Annotated in this window: 15 protein-coding genes; 5 read left to right on the top strand and 10 right to left on the bottom strand. The window is 68.9% G+C overall.

Annotated features, from left to right (window positions below; genetic code table 11):
• Positions 1–67 precede the first annotated feature (67 nt).
• On the top strand, positions 68–841 hold the full coding sequence (locus ACIBK4_RS06415) for an SDR family NAD(P)-dependent oxidoreductase (protein WP_398992631.1): 774 nt from the start codon (positions 68–70) through the stop codon (positions 839–841).
• A 122-nt stretch (positions 842–963) separates the two neighbouring features.
• Here the strand turns inward: ACIBK4_RS06415 and groL are convergent, their stop codons facing one another.
• The 5 genes from groL to ACIBK4_RS06440 form a co-directional block, all read right to left on the bottom strand.
• Positions 964–2,589 carry a chaperonin GroEL gene (gene groL / locus ACIBK4_RS06420; protein WP_398992633.1) on the bottom strand — a complete coding sequence of 542 codons (1,626 nt, stop codon included), beginning with the start codon at positions 2,587–2,589 and terminating at the stop codon, positions 964–966.
• A gap of 135 nt (positions 2,590–2,724) precedes the next feature.
• Positions 2,725–3,033 carry a co-chaperone GroES gene (groES, locus tag ACIBK4_RS06425; protein ID WP_008747517.1) on the bottom strand — a complete coding sequence of 103 codons (309 nt, stop codon included), beginning with the start codon at positions 3,031–3,033 and terminating at the stop codon, positions 2,725–2,727.
• Between the two features lie 348 nt (positions 3,034–3,381).
• On the bottom strand, positions 3,382–3,804 hold the full coding sequence (locus ACIBK4_RS06430) for a hypothetical protein (RefSeq protein ID WP_398992635.1): 423 nt from the start codon (positions 3,802–3,804) through the stop codon (positions 3,382–3,384).
• 76 nt (positions 3,805–3,880) lie between these two features.
• Positions 3,881–4,576: a polysaccharide deacetylase family protein gene (locus tag ACIBK4_RS06435; protein WP_398992637.1), complete on the bottom strand. Its 696-nt coding sequence runs from the start codon at positions 4,574–4,576 to the stop codon at positions 3,881–3,883.
• A complete protein-coding gene (locus ACIBK4_RS06440; RefSeq protein ID WP_398992639.1) occupies positions 4,573–5,532 on the bottom strand; it encodes a polysaccharide deacetylase family protein in 960 nt (319 codons plus the stop codon). The genes ACIBK4_RS06435 and ACIBK4_RS06440 overlap by 4 nt, the downstream gene beginning before the upstream one ends.
• Before the next feature lie 101 nt (positions 5,533–5,633).
• On the opposite strand from ACIBK4_RS06440, the gene ACIBK4_RS06445 reads away from it, so the two are divergent.
• Entirely contained in the window at positions 5,634–6,815 is a 1,182-nt protein-coding gene (locus ACIBK4_RS06445) for a methyltransferase domain-containing protein (RefSeq protein WP_398992641.1), read from the top strand.
• 7 nt (positions 6,816–6,822) lie between these two features.
• On the opposite strand, the gene ACIBK4_RS06450 is transcribed toward ACIBK4_RS06445, so the two are convergent.
• The 5 genes from ACIBK4_RS06450 to ACIBK4_RS06470 form a co-directional block, all read right to left on the bottom strand.
• Positions 6,823–8,088, bottom strand: a complete 1,266-nt coding sequence (locus ACIBK4_RS06450) for an RNA polymerase sigma factor (protein WP_398992644.1) — start codon at positions 8,086–8,088, stop codon at positions 6,823–6,825.
• 44 nt (positions 8,089–8,132) lie between these two features.
• Positions 8,133–8,489, bottom strand: a complete 357-nt coding sequence (locus tag ACIBK4_RS06455; protein WP_019055574.1) for a YciI family protein — start codon at positions 8,487–8,489, stop codon at positions 8,133–8,135.
• A gap of 151 nt (positions 8,490–8,640) precedes the next feature.
• On the bottom strand, positions 8,641–9,693 hold the full coding sequence (locus tag ACIBK4_RS06460) for an LCP family protein (protein WP_398992647.1): 1,053 nt from the start codon (positions 9,691–9,693) through the stop codon (positions 8,641–8,643).
• A gap of 132 nt (positions 9,694–9,825) precedes the next feature.
• Positions 9,826–11,175, bottom strand: a complete 1,350-nt coding sequence (locus ACIBK4_RS06465) for an endo-1,4-beta-xylanase (protein WP_398992649.1) — start codon at positions 11,173–11,175, stop codon at positions 9,826–9,828.
• A 132-nt stretch (positions 11,176–11,307) separates the two neighbouring features.
• Positions 11,308–12,366 (bottom strand): LacI family DNA-binding transcriptional regulator, encoded by a 1,059-nt coding sequence (locus ACIBK4_RS06470; RefSeq protein WP_398992651.1) that lies wholly within the window; start codon positions 12,364–12,366, stop codon positions 11,308–11,310.
• 108 nt (positions 12,367–12,474) lie between these two features.
• Here ACIBK4_RS06470 and ACIBK4_RS06475 point away from each other — a divergent pair, with 108 nt between their 5' ends.
• The 3 genes from ACIBK4_RS06475 to ACIBK4_RS06485 all read left to right on the top strand — a co-directional run bounded on the left by ACIBK4_RS06475 (position 12,475) and on the right by ACIBK4_RS06485 (position 15,654).
• Positions 12,475–13,803, top strand: a complete 1,329-nt coding sequence (locus ACIBK4_RS06475) for an ABC transporter substrate-binding protein (protein ID WP_398992653.1) — start codon at positions 12,475–12,477, stop codon at positions 13,801–13,803.
• 131 nt (positions 13,804–13,934) lie between these two features.
• Positions 13,935–14,750, top strand: coding sequence for a carbohydrate ABC transporter permease (locus ACIBK4_RS06480; protein WP_398992655.1), 816 nt, complete (start codon positions 13,935–13,937; stop codon positions 14,748–14,750).
• A gap of 31 nt (positions 14,751–14,781) precedes the next feature.
• Complete coding sequence (locus tag ACIBK4_RS06485; RefSeq protein ID WP_398992657.1) at positions 14,782–15,654, top strand: carbohydrate ABC transporter permease; 873 nt, start codon at positions 14,782–14,784, stop codon at positions 15,652–15,654.
• Positions 15,655–15,668: the final 14 nt, after the last annotated feature.

Consider the following 15,668-nt stretch of genomic DNA (forward strand, 5'->3'; position numbering starts at 1 on the left):
ACGTCACGGATCGGGAGGGCCTGTGCAGAGATCGGACCGGCCCGCCCGGTGTCACTAATCTTGCGCCATGACAACGGCATTGATTACGGGATCGACCGCGGGGATCGGTGCCGCGTTCGCGCGGCGGCTCGCGGCGGACGGACACAACCTCGTGCTGGTGGCGCGCAACACTCAGCGGCTCGGGGAGCAGGCCACCGAACTGCACGACCGGCACGGCATCGAGGCGGAGGTGCTCACCGCCGACCTCGCCACCGACGAGGGCATCGAGGCGGTGGCCGCCCGCCTCGCCGACCGCAAGAACCCCGTCGACCTGCTGGTCAACAACGCGGGCTTCGGCAACAAGGGCCGCTATCTCGACGTATCCATGGCCGACGAGCTGAAGATGCTCAAGGTGCACTGCGAGGCGGTGCTGCGGCTGACCAGCGCGGCGACCGAGGCGATGCGGGAGCGCGGGCGCGGCGGGGTCGTCAACGTGGCATCGGTCGCGGCCTTCGTACCGCGCGGGACGTACGGCGCCTCGAAGGCGTGGGTCGTGCAGTTCACGCAGGGCGCGGCCAAGGACCTGGCGGGCAGTGGCGTACGGCTGATGGCGCTGGCGCCCGGTTTTGTGCGGACCGAGTTCCACGAGCGGGCCGGGATGGGCACGGACAACATCCCGAACTGGATGTGGCTGGACGCGGACAAGCTGGTCGCGGCGGCGCTCGCGGATCTGGCGCGCGGCAAGACGCTGTCGATCCCGGACCCGCGGTACAAGGCGCTGATGGGCCTGGTGAAGATCACTCCGCAGGCGGTGCTGGGCGGGGTCACCTCGAAGACCGGGCGGAAGTACGGGCCGCAGTGACGGCAGCCGCCTCGATGACGGCGGCCACGGTGACGAAGGTTCCGGCGGAACGCGAAGGCCCGGCTCCCCCAGAGGGGCGCCGGGCCTTCGACGTACACGTCCTACGGGTTCACCGACTGGCGTCAGTGGGAGTGGCCGTGGCCGTGACCACCGGCGGCCGGCTCCTCCTCTTCCTTCTTCTCGACGACCAGGGTCTCGGTCGTGAGGAGGAGGGAGGCGATGGAGGCGGCGTTCTCCAGGGCGGAGCGGGTGACCTTGACCGGGTCGATGACGCCGGCCTTCACCAGGTCGCCGTACTCGCCGGTCGCGGCGTTGAAGCCCTGGCCGGGCTCCAGGTCGGCGACCTTGGCGGTGATGACGTAGCCCTCCAGGCCGGCGTTCTCGGCGATCCAGCGCAGCGGCTCGACGACCGCGCGGCGCACGACCGCGACACCGGTGGCCTCGTCGCCGGTCTTGTCGAGGTTGCCCTCGAGGACCTTGGCGGCGTGCACCAGAGCGGAGCCACCACCGGAGACGATGCCCTCCTCGACCGCGGCGCGGGTCGCGGAGATGGCGTCCTCCAGACGGTGCTTCTTCTCCTTGAGCTCCACCTCGGTGGCGGCGCCCACCTTGATCACGCACACGCCGCCGGCCAGCTTCGCGAGGCGCTCCTGGAGCTTCTCGCGGTCCCAGTCGGAGTCCGTGTTCTCGATCTCGGCCTTGATCTGGTTGACGCGGCCCGCGACCTCGGAGGAGTCGCCGGCACCGTCGACGACGGTCGTGTCGTCCTTGGTGACCGTCACGCGGCGGGCGGAGCCCAGCACGTCCAGGCCGACCTGGTCGAGCTTGAGGCCGACCTCCTCGGCGATGACCTGACCGCCGGTGAGGGTGGCGAGGTCGCCGAGCATCGCCTTGCGGCGGTCGCCGAAGCCGGGGGCCTTGACCGCGACCGCGTTGAACGTGCCGCGGATCTTGTTCACGACCAGGGTCGACAGGGCCTCGCCCTCGACGTCCTCGGCGATGATCAGCAGCGGCTTGGAGGCGTTGGCCTGGATGACCTTCTCCAGCAGCGGCAGCAGGTCCTGGATGGAGCTGATCTTGCCCTGGTGGATCAGGATGTACGGGTCTTCGAGGACCGCTTCCATGCGCTCCTGGTCCGTCACGAAGTACGGCGACAGGTAGCCCTTGTCGAAGGCCATGCCCTCGGTGAAGTCCAGCTCCAGACCGAAGGTGTTGGACTCCTCGACGGTGATGACACCGTCCTTGCCGACCTTGTCCATCGCCTCGGCGATGAGCTCGCCGACCTGGCTGTCCTGCGCGGACAGACCGGCGACGGCGGCGATGTCGGCCTTGTCGTCGATCGGCCGCGCGGTGGCGAGCAGCTCGTCGGAGATGGCCTTGACGGCGGCGTCGATGCCCTTCTTCAGGGCGGCCGGGGAAGCACCCGCGGCGACGTTGCGCAGGCCCTCGCGTACGAGCGCCTGGGCGAGCACGGTGGCGGTGGTGGTGCCGTCACCCGCGATGTCGTTGGTCTTGGTCGCCACCTCCTTCACCAGCTGGGCACCGAGGTTCTCGTACGGGTCCTCCAGCTCGACCTCGCGGGCGATGGTGACACCGTCGTTGGTGATGGTGGGGGCGCCGAACTTCTTGTCGATGACGACGTTGCGGCCCTTGGGGCCGATCGTCACCTTGACCGTGTCGGCAAGCTTGTTGACGCCGCGCTCGAGGGCGCGACGGGCGTCCTCGTCGAACTTCAGGATCTTCGCCATGGGAGCGGTTCAGCCCTCTCGGAAAACGTGGGTGAAACGAACTACGCCCCCGACGCCCGGCTTCATAAGGTCGCGGGGGCCAGGGGCGCAGCTCAAAACAGAATGTGCTTCAGATGGTGCTTGAAGCGAGGTGAACTACTTCTCGATGATCGCGAGCACGTCGCGAGCCGAGAGGACGAGGTATTCCTCGCCGCTGTACTTCACTTCGGTGCCGCCGTACTTGCTGTACAGCACGATGTCGCCGGTCTTGACGTCGAGCGGCAGGCGCTCGCCGTTCTCGAAGCGACCCGGGCCCACCGCGAGGACGACGCCCTCCTGGGGCTTCTCCTTCGCGGTGTCCGGGATGACCAGGCCAGAGGCCGTGGTCTGCTCGGCGTCGAGCGGCTGGACCACAATGCGGTCCTCGAGCGGCTTGATGGCAACCTTGGAGCTGGCGGTCGTCACGATCCGACCTCCCCCTTCGGAGATCTCACGGGGTTAACTGTCTGAGGTGGCGACCAGGTGGATCCGTCGTCGCGGGTGCCGGACCTGCCCGTCGCTATTGGCACTCTCCAGGGGGGAGTGCCAGGTCTGAGACTATGACTGCGATTAGCACTCGGTCAAGCGGAGTGCCAATGCCCGCGGCGCTTGAGCGGAATTTCCCCGTCGCCCTGAGCTGTCCGGCGGGCCTGTGCTTGGTTGCCGCCGCCCCTGGGGGCTGCGCCCCGAGACCCCCGCTATCGGCCTGGACGGCCTCGTCCTCAAACGCCGGACGGGCTGAAGTGTGCCGACCGGCACCGAACTCTTCCCGCGCTAGTCCGCCGTGCATCCCCAGTAGCCGATCTCGGCCGGCTCGCCCTCGCGATAGAGGATCGTGCAGCGACCGCTCCCACGGCCCGGGAAGGACAGAACCCAGGTGCGCAGGGCCGCGACCCATTGCTCGCGGGTGGGTCTGCCGTCCGGCGCCCAGTCGCGCACCTCGTCCTCGGTCAGTGGCCGCATCATGGCGAAGTCGTCCCCGGACCCGGCGTCGACGAGGTCGTAGAAGTCGAGCACGGAGGACGTGCCGCCCGTCAGGATGTACTCCCGCCAGCCGTCGTCCTCCCACAGATCGACGATGTCCCGACCCGGGAACCCGTGGTCGTCCATGGCCAGTTCCTGTTCCTGCGCCTGCCGGAACGCCGACTCGAGATCCTTCTGGTACGACCCCGTCGAGGTCCACTGGCTGCCACCCACCGCAAGGCCCTTTCCGCTCACCGCTGTTCGCCGTGCGCGGCAGGTTATCCGGGGCCTCCGACACTCCCGGCGCGCGCTACAGGTAGTCCTCCAGGCGGCCCACCGTCAGGCCCTGCTCCTGGATGCCGCGCAACAGTCTGGCCGTCGTGTCGGTCGGGGCGATGCGGACGATGTCGCCCGGGGCCAGGTGATGGTCGCCGCGCGTGTAGGTGAGCGTTCCGGTGGTCGTGGCGGCCCGCCACAGAACCAGTGCGGAGATGCCGCAGTCGGCCGCGGCACGGCGGGTCGTCGTGTCGTACGTGCCGTAGGGGGGCCGCAGCAGCCGGGTCCGGCGGCCGCAGATCTCGGTGCGCTGGGCGTCGTAGGGCAGGCCCGTGACGGGGCGGCGGTCCTGGGTGGTGCCGAACTCGGTGACGGGCAGGCGCAGTTCGCGGACCATGTCGGCGAAGCCCGGGGCCGGCCGCGCGCCCGCGTCGTGGTCGTAGGTCAGGAACACGACCTTGTCCCGGGTGCGGACATGGTCCACGACGGGCGGAAGGCCCGGGCCCGCCGAGCGGGCGGCGGGGTGCGGGGACGGTTTCGGGGCGGGGGCCAGTGGGGCCGTCAAACCCCAGTGGCGGTACGGCTGTTCGCGGGTCGGGCCGTGGGGGTGGACGCGTTGGGCGGCCTTCTTGCCGAGCCGTTCGATGGGGTCGACGGACTGCGCGCAACCGGTGAGGAGGGTGGCCGCCAACGCGACGGCCACCGGCGTCCGCAGGGTCGCGAACCTCACAGGTAGTCCTCCAGGCGGGCCACCGCGTAGCCCTCCGCCGTGACCTTGCCCAGGAAGCGGCGCATGTCGTCAACCATCGTGCCCTTCCAGTCCTCACGACCCCGGAAGTGCGTCAGGACGATGTCACCGGGGTGCAGGGACCGGTCGTCCTCGCGGTACTCCCAGTGGTCGACGAACACCTCCTCGTCCCAGATCGGGGCGTACTTGATGCCACAGGACTTCGCGGCGACGAGGGTGTCGTGGTTGTAGTTCCCGTACGGCGGCCGGAAGACGGTCGGGGCCTTGCCGAACTGCTTCTTCATGATGTCCTGCATCCCGCAGATCTCGTGCCGCTGCTCGGAGTAGGACAGCCCCGGCAGATACGGGTGCGTGAGGGTGTGGTTGTTGATCGTGTGCCCCTGCGCCTGCATCTTCCGGAAGTAGCCGTAGTCGTCCTTCACCAGGTAGTTGCTGAGGAAGGCGGTGTACGGGATCTTCAGGTCGCTCATCATCCGCAGGAACGCGGGGTCCTTGTTCTCACCGTCGTCGATGGTGAGAAACACGATCTTCTGTTTCGTCGGGATGGTGGTGAAGACCGGCGGGAGGTTCAGCTCCTCCTGGTCGTCCACCTCGAAGCCCTTGCGCGCGGTGATCTCCGGCTTGTGCGCGGGCGCCGGCGGCGCCGTGAGCGGCACCTTCGCCAGCCCCCAGCGCTTGGCCGCGGCAACCCGCGCGGCGTACGCGGCGCGCAACTTGCTCGCGTAGGAGTCCAGCGCGCGGGCCGGGGGCGCGTGCAACGGCTGCGCGCCCTGCGCCGGATGGACGCCCGCGCCCGAGCCGGACGCGCCGCACCCGGAGACGAGAGCGGCGAGCGCGAGGGCGGCGAGCACGCCACGGGCGCCCGCCCTCCGGCGCGGATTCGCGTGCGCCCGGTCCCCACACGCCTGATTGATGTCATTTTGTACGACTACTCGCATGGGGTCGGATCTTTTCAGCCCCCGGCCCCGATCCCGCGCCGACACCGCCGCGACTCCGCCACCGGAGGCACACCGTCCACCGACTGGCCCACAATGTCCCGGTGAACGACCCCGTACTCGCCTTCGCCGCCCTGCTCACCCCGGAGGGCCGCGCCCTCCTCGACGAGGTCCGCGGCACCGACCCGGCCAAGGAACTCGCCGTCGCCACCCGGCTGCGCCGCGACCACCCCGCCGACCTGGTCTCGGCGGCCCTCGGCCAAGCGCGGCTACGTCAACGGGCAGCAGCGGCGAAGTTCACCCCCGAGGACGCCGACCGGATGTTCTTCACCCCGAACGGCTTCGAACAGTCCACCCGGTCCACCGTCGCCACCTACCGCGCCGGCCGCCTCCTGGCCCTCGGCGCGACCTCCGTCGCCGACCTCTGCTGCGGCATCGGCGGCGACGCGATCGCGCTGGCCCGGGCGGGGGTACGCGTCCTGGCCGTGGACCGCGACCCGCTGACGGTCGCCGTCGCCCGCGCCAACGCCGAGGCCCTGGACCTGGCCGACCTGATCGAGGTACGGGAAGCGGACGTGACGGACGTCGACACGTCCACGTACGACGCCGTGTTCGTCGACCCCGCCCGACGCGGCGGCCGCGGCCGCATCTTCGACCCCGAGGCGTACTCCCCGCCACTGTCCTGGGCCATCGGCGCCGCTACGACCGCCCCGCTCGCCGCGCTGAAGATCGCACCCGGGGTACCGCACGAGGCGATCCCGGCGGCGGCCGAAGCGGAGTGGATCTCGGACGGGGGTGACGTGAAGGAGGCGGTGCTGTGGTTCGGGGCGGGGGTGCGGCCGGGCGCAGTACGGGCAACCCTCCTCCCCGGCCCGCGAGTTCTGCACGGACGCGGACTGCCCGACCCCGAAGTCCGTCCCGTGGGGCGGTACTTGTACGAGCCCGACGGCGCCGTCATCCGCGCCCACCTCGTCGCCGAGGTCGCGGAGGAGGTCGGGGGCGGGCTCGTCGACGAGACCATCGCGTATGTGACCGCCGATGAGCTACGGCCCACCGCGTACGCCTCCGCCTACGAGATCACCGACCAACTCCCCTTCGGCGTGAAGAAGTTGAAGGCGCTGCTCCGGGAGCGGGAGGTGGGCGTCCTCACCGTGAAGAAGCGAGGGTCGGCCGTCGAGCCGGAGGAACTGCGGCGGAAGGTGAAGCCTCAGGGGCCCAACTCGGCGACGGTGTTTCTTACTCGGGTGGCGGGGGCGCCGGCGATGTTGATCGGGCGGCCTGTGTAGGGCGCCTCTAGGTCGCCTCCGCCGCCCGGCGCAGCAGCAGTTGGCGTTCGCGTTCGTTGCGGGCAAGGGCGGCCGCCCGGGTGAACTCCTCCCTCGCCTCCGTCGTACGACCCAGGCGGAGCAGTAGGTCGCCACGGACGCTCGGCAGCAAGTGGTAGTCGCGCAGGGCGGGTTCGGAGGCGAGGGTGTCGACGATCTCCAGTGCCGGGGCCGGGCCTTCCGCCATCGAGACGGCCACCGCGCGGTTCAACTCGACGACGGGGGACGGGGATCGGGTCGCGAGGAGGGCGTACAGGGTCGCGATCGTCGGCCAGTCGGTCTCGTCGTAGGTGTACGCGTGGGCGTGGCAGGCGGCGATGGCGGCCTGGAGGGCGTAGGGGCCGGGGGCGCCGGTGGACGTGGCGTCGGCGCGGCCGAGGGCGGTGATGCCGCGGGCGATGAGGAGGCGGTTCCAGCGGCGGCGGTTCTGGTCCTTGAGGAGGACGGGGTCGCCGTCGGGGCCGGTGCGGGCGGCGGAGCGGGAGGCCTGGAACTCCAACAGCGAGGCCAGGGCGTGGACTTCGGGTTCCTTCGGCATCAGGGCGGCGAGGAGGCGGGCCAGGCGGAGGGCGTCCTCGCAGAGGCTGGGGCGGAGCCAGTCGTCGCCCGCCGTCGCCGCGTAACCCTCGTTGAAGATCAGGTAGATGACGTCCAGGACCGAGCCGAGGCGGGCCTCGCGGTCGGGGCCGTAGGGGACCTCGAAGGCGATGTTCTTGGTGGCCAGGGTGCGTTTGGCGCGGACGATGCGCTGGGCGATCGTCGGCTCGGGGGCGAGGAAGGCGCGGGCGATCTCGGGCGTCGCCAGGCCGCCGAGGAGGCGCAGAGTGAGGGCGGTGCGGGCCTCCGGGGACAGGACCGGGTGGCAGGTCGTGAAGACCAGGCGCAGGAGGTCGTCGTCGATGTCGTCGGGGGCCGAGGGTTCCTCGGGCGGGGCCGTCGTCTCCAGGGTGCGGCCGATCTCCTGGAGCTTGCGGGCGTAGTTCTCCCGGCGCCGGATGAGGTCGACGGCGCGGTGCCTGGCGGTGGCCATGAGCCAGGCGCCCGGGTTGTCGGGCACACCGTCCCTCGGCCACTGCTCCAGGGCGGCGACCAGCGCGTCCTGCGCGAGTTCCTCGGCGATGCCCACGTCGCGGACCAGGCGGGCGACGGCGGCGATGATGCGCGGGGACTCGATACGGAAGACGGTCTCAAGAGCGGTCACGGGCGAGGCGGTGGGTTGTGCTTCCGGTTCCACAACCCACCATCGAACACCTCTGGTGCTCCCAAGCCAAGGAACCCTCAGCCCTCCGCGATCTCCCGCACCTCGCACGTCACCGTCCAGAACTCCTCGTGCACCTTCAGGAACCGCTTCGTCCACTCGATCGCCTCGGCCATGTCCTTGCACTGCATGAGCGCGTAACCGCCGACGACCTCCTTGGACTCGGTGAACGGGCCGTCGGTCACGGAGATCTTGCCGCCCTCCCAGTGAACGCGGGCGCCCTGCGCGGTCGGGGTGAGGCCGGCCGTGTCGAGCATGACGCCGGCCTTGGTGATCTCCTCGATCAGCTCGCCCATGCGCTGCATCAGCTCGGCGCTGGGGCCCTCGGCGGGGGCGGTCTTCTCGTCGATCTGCACGAGGGAGAGGTAGCGGGGCATGGTGACTCCTCGGGTCGTTCGCTGACGTTCTCTGACGTTGTCCGACCGGGCTCTTCCCGGCCTTTCAACCATGCGTCGAACGAGGGGCGAGCGGATCGACACACTCGCCGGAATTCCCCGAAGATTTTTTCCGCCTCCGTGTCTACGCAGGTCAGCGCAGCGACTCCCACAACTCACTCGCCGCCGGCTCCTTCGCCACCACCCGGTTCGGATCCGACGGCGCCGTGACGTTCGGCATCGTCACCGTGGTCACCGCGTCCGCCGACAACCCCTTCAGGCTCTGGCCGAGGCTGATCAGTTCGCTGAGGGAGTCGAGGCCGGTGTCGGTGGTGAGGCTGTCGGTGACCGCGTCGGTGACCTCGTAGAGCTTGGTGGGGTCGGTGAGGAGGTCGTGGGTGGAGATCTGGGTCAACAGGGCCTTCACCAGCATCTGTTGGAGGCCTATTCGGCCCAGGTCGCTGCCGTCGCCTATGCCGTGCCGGGTGCGGGCGAGGGCCAGGGCCTGCTTGCCGTTGAGGTGGTGGGTGCCCTTCTTGAGGTGCAGGTGGCTGTCGTCGTCGTTGATGTCCTGCGTCGTGGTGACCGTGACGCCGCCCAGCGCGTTCACCAGCTTCGCGAAGCCCGCGAAGTCGATCTCTATGTAGTGGTCCATGCGGACACCTGTGATCGACTCGACCGTCTTGACCGCGCACACCGGACCGCCCACCGAGTACGCGGTGTTGAACATCGCGTTGTACGCCACGGACGTCGAACCCCCGGACGACAGCGGGCACGACGGACGCGTGACGAGGGTGTCGCGCGGGATGCTGACGATCGTGGCCTTCGTCCGGCCCGCGTCGAGGTGGACGACCATCGCCGTGTCGGAACGGGCGCCGGAGCTGCTGCCGCCGCCGAGCGCCTTGTTCTCCTTGCCGCTGCGTGAGTCGGAGCCGAGGACCAGGATGTTCAGCGAGCCGGTCGGCACGGGGGTGGCGGACGCGGACGCGGCTGCGGAGGGTGTGGTCACCGCCTTCGCGGGACGGTCGGTGCCGAGCGCGCCGTCGATGTCGACGCTCTTGATGTTGCTGTTGAGGTGCCAGTAGGCCCAGCCGGCCGTGCCCACACCCAGGACGAGGACGCCTGCCAGGGTGAGGCCGACGATCTTCAGCACTCTGGATCGCCGGCCCACGCGTCTGTCCTCGTCAACGTTCTCTTTGTCCGTCACGGGGAGGAACGTAAGTGTGAATTATTAGGAGAAAGTTAGGGGAGGCATCCCGGAACGGTTTTCTGCGGAAAATCTCACGGTTCTCAGCCCCGCTTCACGCCTCCGGAGGCCCCTCCGCCTCCCCCGTCTCCCTCACCCCAGGGTCACTGCCGGCACCGGGTTGCTCCCGCTCCAGGACGCGTTGAACCCGAACGTCACCGAACCGCCGTCCGGGACCGTCCCGTTGTAGCTCGCGTTGGCACAACTCACCGCCGTGCCCGACTGGGTGCAGGTCGCGTTCCAAGCTTGGGTGATCTGCTGGCCCGCGCCGTACGCCCAACTCGCCTTCCAGGACGACAGCGAGGCCCCGGAACACGCGATCGTCACCTGCCCGGTGAACCCGGCGTTCCACTGACTCGTCACGCTGTACGTCGCCGAGCACGCCCCGTTCGTCGGCGGTGGGGTGGTGGTCGTACCGCCGAGTGCTTCCGAGATGCCGTAATACGCCGGTTTCGGCGCGTAGTTGGCGTCGTACGGTGTCGCCGCCCCGTAGCCCGGGAACGTGCTGTCGACCCAGGAGTCGGAGTCGGTGAAGCCCCAGACGGTGACGTTCACGCAGCGCGTGACGGCGACGCAGGCGGCCATGACGCTCTTGAAGTCGGCCTTCTGCTGGGCGAGTTTGGTGCTGTCGGCCGGGAGCGCCATCCGTACGTCGAGCTCGGTGATCGCCACGTCCACGCCCAGGTCGGCGAAGCGCTGGATGTTCTGCTGGAGGGTGGCCGGGACCTGGCCGAGGATGAGGTGGGCCTGGAGGCCGACCCCGTCGATCGGAACGCCCGCCGCCTTCAGGGACTTGACCAGGTTGTAGAGGGCGGTGGACTTCGCGTTGACGCCCTCGACGTTGTAGTCGTTGATGTACAGCTTGGCCGCCGGGTCCGCCGCGTGCGCCCAAGTCAGCGCCTGCGCGATGTAGTTGGCGCCGAGGCCGTTGTACCAGAGCGTCGAGCGGTACGTGCCGTCCTCGTTGAAGGGTTCGTTCACCACGTCCCAGGCGGTGATCTCCCCCTTGTAACGGCCGACTTCGGTACTGATGTGGTTCTGGAGCAAGGTGCTCAACTGGGCCGACGTCCAGGTGCCGTTGGTCAGCCAGCTCGGGTTCTGGCTGTGCCAGACCAGGGTGTGGCCGCGCACCTGCTGGTTGTGGGCCTGCGCGAACGCGACGATCTGGTCCGCCTCCGCCCAGTTGAAGCTGCCCTGCGTCGGCTCCACGGTCCCCCACTTCATGGCGTTGCCGGGGGTGAGCGAGCTGAACTGGGCGCCGGCGATGTCGCCGTACGTGCCGGTGAGCTTGGAGCCGGTGACCGCGGTGCCGATGACTTTGCCCTTCGCGGCGGCGAGGTCGCGCAGCGGGGTGTCGGCGGCGTGTGCGGCGGGTGCCGCGAAGAGCAGGACGGCGCCGGTGAACAGGGCCGCCAGGGACAAGCCGGTTCTCAGAGATCTCATGCGGGTGCCTCCGAAAGTTTCGGTTGTGCAACCGATTGGCTTCGGAGGAGTGTGGGGCGGCTCACCCCACTCGTCAATACGTCACCTTCCGGCCACGCACGCCACGGTCACGTCACCTTCCGGCCGCGCACGCTATGGAACCAACGGGGCCGGCGCCGCCGTACTACTGCGCACCACCAGGCTGGTCGCCAGCTCCACCCGCCGCGCAGCCGAAGACTCCTGCTCGCGCCCCAGGTCGAGCACCAGCTTCGCCGCCGCCTCGGCCATCTCGGTCAGGGGCTGTCGTACGGTCGTCAGCGGCGGCCCCACCCAGCGCGCCACCGGCAGATCGTCGAAGCCGACCACACTCAGGTCCTCCGGGATGCGCAGCCCGAGTTCGCGCGCGGCCTCGTACAGGCCGAGCGCCTGGAGGTCGTTGCCGGCGAAGACGGCGGTGGGCCGGTCCGGACGGCGCAGCAACTGCAACCCGAGCCGGTAGCCGGCCTCGTGGTGGAAGTCGCCGGTGGTGATCAGCGAGGGGTCGACCGGCAGCCCGGCCGTCTCCAGCGCGGCCCGGTACCCGTCCACCCGCGCCCGGCTGCACATCATCCGGGACGGCCCGCTGATCGCGCCGATCCGGGTGTGCCCCAGCTCCACCAGGTGCCGGGTGGCGGCAAGCCCGCCCTGCCAGTTGGTGGCACCGATCGACGGCACATCCGCGCCCGGGTCACCGGCCGGGTCCATCACCACGAACGGGATGGAACGGCTGGTGAGCAGCGCCCGCTGGGACTCGTCGAGCCCGGAGAGGACGAGGATCACGCCGTGCGGTCGGCGCGCGGCGACCTGGTCGGCCCAGGTCCGACCGGGCGTGAGCCGCCCCGCGCTCTCGCTCAGCACCACGCTCAGCCCGGAGTCCCGCGCCACGTTCTCCACGCCCCGGATGACCTCCATCGCCCAGGCGCTCTCCAGCTCGTGGAAGACCAGGTCGATCAGCGGGGAGCGGGTCGCCTCGGCGCGGCGGCGCCGGTAGCCGTAGACGCGGAGCAGTTCCTCGACGCGGGTGCGGGTCGCGGGGGCGACGTCGGCACGGCCGTTGAGGACCTTCGAAACAGTCGGAGCCGACACTCCGGCCTCGCGGGCGATCTCGGCGAGCGTGGCGGTCTGCGTCGGCCGACCCGCTGTCTGGGTTTCGGCGGAATCCGGGGCTGTCATGGCGGCGATCGTATCCCTGCGCGACCTCTTGACGAACCCCCCAGCGCGCCTTACGTTCCCGGAACATTCGTAGAACGGCTCGAAACATTCGCACGAGAGGTGCTGTCCATGGAGCCCAACACGTCCAACGGCGGGCGTACGTTCAGCAGGCGCTGGGTGCTCGGCGCCGGTGCCACCACCCTGCTCACGACCGGACTCACGGCCTGCGGTTCCAGCGACAGCACCGGCAGCAGCAGTACGGTCACCGCCTTCACCTACGGCGACGACGCGGCGAAGGTGCAGGTCAAGGCCGTCACCCGGTTCAACGCGTCGGCGGCGGCGAAGAAGGCCAAGGGCAAGATCAAGCTGGAGAAGGTGCCGGGCACGGACTACCCGGCCAAGCTGCGCACGGCGATGGGCTCGCCGAACGCGCCGGACGTCTTCTTCAACTGGGGCGGCGGTTCGATCAAGGCGTACCAGGAGGCGAACCAGCTGGTCGACCTCACCGACACCATCAAGTCCGACCCGGTGCTCAAGAACGGCTTCCTGCCGTCGGTGCTCGCGGCGGGTGCGCTGAAGGGCAAGAACTACGGCATACCGATGCGTGGCATGCAGCCGGTGATCCTCTTCTACAACAAGACGGTCTTCGCCGCGCACAAGCTCCAACCGCCCACCACCTGGGCCGAGTTGCTCGACATCAACAAGAAGCTCAAGGCCGCGAACATCACGCCGTTCGCGCTCGGCGGTGCGGACATCTGGCCCGAGTTGATGTGGCTGGAGTACCTGGTCGACCGGATCGGCGGGCCTGACGTGTTCGACCGGATCAAGAACGGTGACGCGTCCGGCTGGGGCGACCCGGCCGTCCTCAAGGCCGCCGAGACGGTCAAGCAGCTCATCGACGACGGGGCGTTCGGCAAGGGGTTCAGCTCCGTGTCGTACGTCAACGGTGGGGCGCCCGCGGTGTTCGCCAAGGGCAAGGCGGCGATGCATCTGATGGGGTCGTGGGAGTACTCGACGCAACTCGGGAAGTTTCCCGACTTCGCGAAGAACAACCTGGGGTGGGCCGCCTTCCCGAAGTACGAAGGGGGTGCGGGGGATATCCGTAACGTCGTCGGTAACCCCACCAACTACTGGTCCGTGAACGCCCGTACGGGTAACAAGGACGCGGCGATCGCGTTCCTTCGGGACTGTGCGTCGGAGGCGTACGCGAAGGACCTTGTCGCCAACGGGGATATTCCGACGACCTCCAACGCGGAGAAGTTGCTGGACTCCTCGCCCAACCCCGAGTTCGCGAAGTTCCAGTACCAAATGGTGCAGCAGGCGCCGGCGTTCACGTTGAGCTGGGATCAGGCGGTGGATCCGGATGTGTCCACGCCGATGTTGACCGAGATCAACAAACTGTTTGTGGGGAAGAGTTCGCCGGAGCAGTTCGTGTCGGCGTTGAAGGGGCTGAAGTGAGCGAGCGCTCCGCGGAGGGGCCCGTCGTTCAACTGCGGGCCCGTCGTGGCTTGTCGCGCCCCGCGGCGGAGCCGCAAAATGACACAGCCCCGCGCCCCTATCGGGGCGCTGCACCTCACGGCGTTTGGGCTGTGCCCGGGGTTCTCTTCTTCGTCTTCTTCGCCGTCGCGCCCATGGTGTTGGCCGTCTATCTCTCCTTCACCAAATGGAACGGGCTCGGGGATCCGAAACCGGTCGGCCTCGCCAACTGGGACAAGTTGCTGCACGACGATCGGCTCACCCAATCCCTCACCGTTACCGCCCTGTTGACCGTGACCAGCTGGGTGTTCCAGACGGTCGTGTCTCTCCTCCTCGGTGTCTGGGCAGCGGGCCGCCAGCGCAACCGAGCGATCCTCTCCGCGATCTTCTTCGTGCCGTTCCTGCTGTCCTCGACGGCGATAGCCCTGCTGTTCTACGCGCTGCTCGACCCGAACTTCGGCATCATCCACCAGGACACCCTGGGCTCCACGAGCGGTGCGTTTCTCGCGATCGTGTTTGTCGGGGGCTGGCAGTTCATCCCCTTCCACACCCTCATCTACCAGGGCGGGGCCCGGCAAATACCCGAAGTGCTCTACCAGGCGGCGGCAATTGACGGCGCCGGACGCTACCGGCAGTTCTTCTCGATCACGTTGCCCCAACTCCGCAACACGGCCACGACCTCCAGCGTGCTGATGATCGTCGGGTCGCTCACCTACTTCGAGACCGTCCTGATCCTCACCCAGGGCGGCCCCGGCACGGACACGGCGATCCTGCCGTACCTGATGTACGAAGCCAGCTTCAAGAGCTACGACTTCGGTTACGCGAGCGCGATCGCGACCTTCCTGGTCGTCATCGCCACCGCGCTCTCCCTCGTCCTGGTCCGGCTCACCGGTTTCGGCGCCATGCGCAGTACCCGCGAAGGGATGTGACGGAGTGTCACACGACACGTTGCCGCGTCCGGTGAAGACGGCAGAGGACCCGGTGGAACCTCCGCGCACCCGTCGACGCCTGCACTGGAGCAAGCGCCCCAACCCCCTGGCCGGCCTCGGCTCCCTCCTCTGGCTCGCCGTCGTCATCATCCCGATCTACGCGATGATCTCGGCGTCCCTCACCCGCCAGGACAAGGCGCTGGGCAACAACGCCCTCAAGCCGCCCACCGATCCGACCTTCGCCAACTACAACACCGTCCTGCACAACGGCTTCGGCCACTTCCTCGCGAACACGGCGATCGTGGCGGCGGCAGTCGTAGGCATCGTGCTCGTCCTGTGCGTCCCGCTGGCGTACGTGGCCGTACGGACGCGCTCCGTCTGGTCGAGCTCGGCCTTCCGGCTGTTCCTGATGGGAGTCGCGATCCCGGCACAGGCAGTCGTGGTCCCCCTCTACCTGATGATCGCCAAACTCAACCTCTACGACAGCCTGTTGGCGGTCATCCTCCCTACGGCAGCCTTCGCAATGCCCGTCTCCGTGCTGATCCTGACCGGGACGCTGCGGGACATCTCGGAGGACCTGTACGAGGCGATGGCGCTCGACGGCGCGTCGGCGACCCGGATGCTGTTCCAGCTGGTGATCCCGATGACCAAGGGCGGGATCAGCACGGTCGTCATCTACGCGGCGCTGCAGGCTTGGAACGGCTTCATCTTCCCGCTGATCTTCACCCAGTCCGACGGACCCAGGGTCCTCACGCTCGGACTCTTCAACTACGTCAGCCAGTTCGGCGTGAACATCCCGGCCCTGCTCGCCTCGGTCGTCCTGTCCGGCATCCCGATCTTCGCCGTGTACCTGGTGGCCCGGCGCGCCCTGGTCGGCGGCCTGATGGGCGTGGGCGGCAAGTGAGCCGCCCCAACTCA

The organism is Streptomyces sp. NPDC050528 (assembly GCF_044457795.1).
GTDB lineage: Bacteria > Actinomycetota > Actinomycetes > Streptomycetales > Streptomycetaceae > Streptomyces.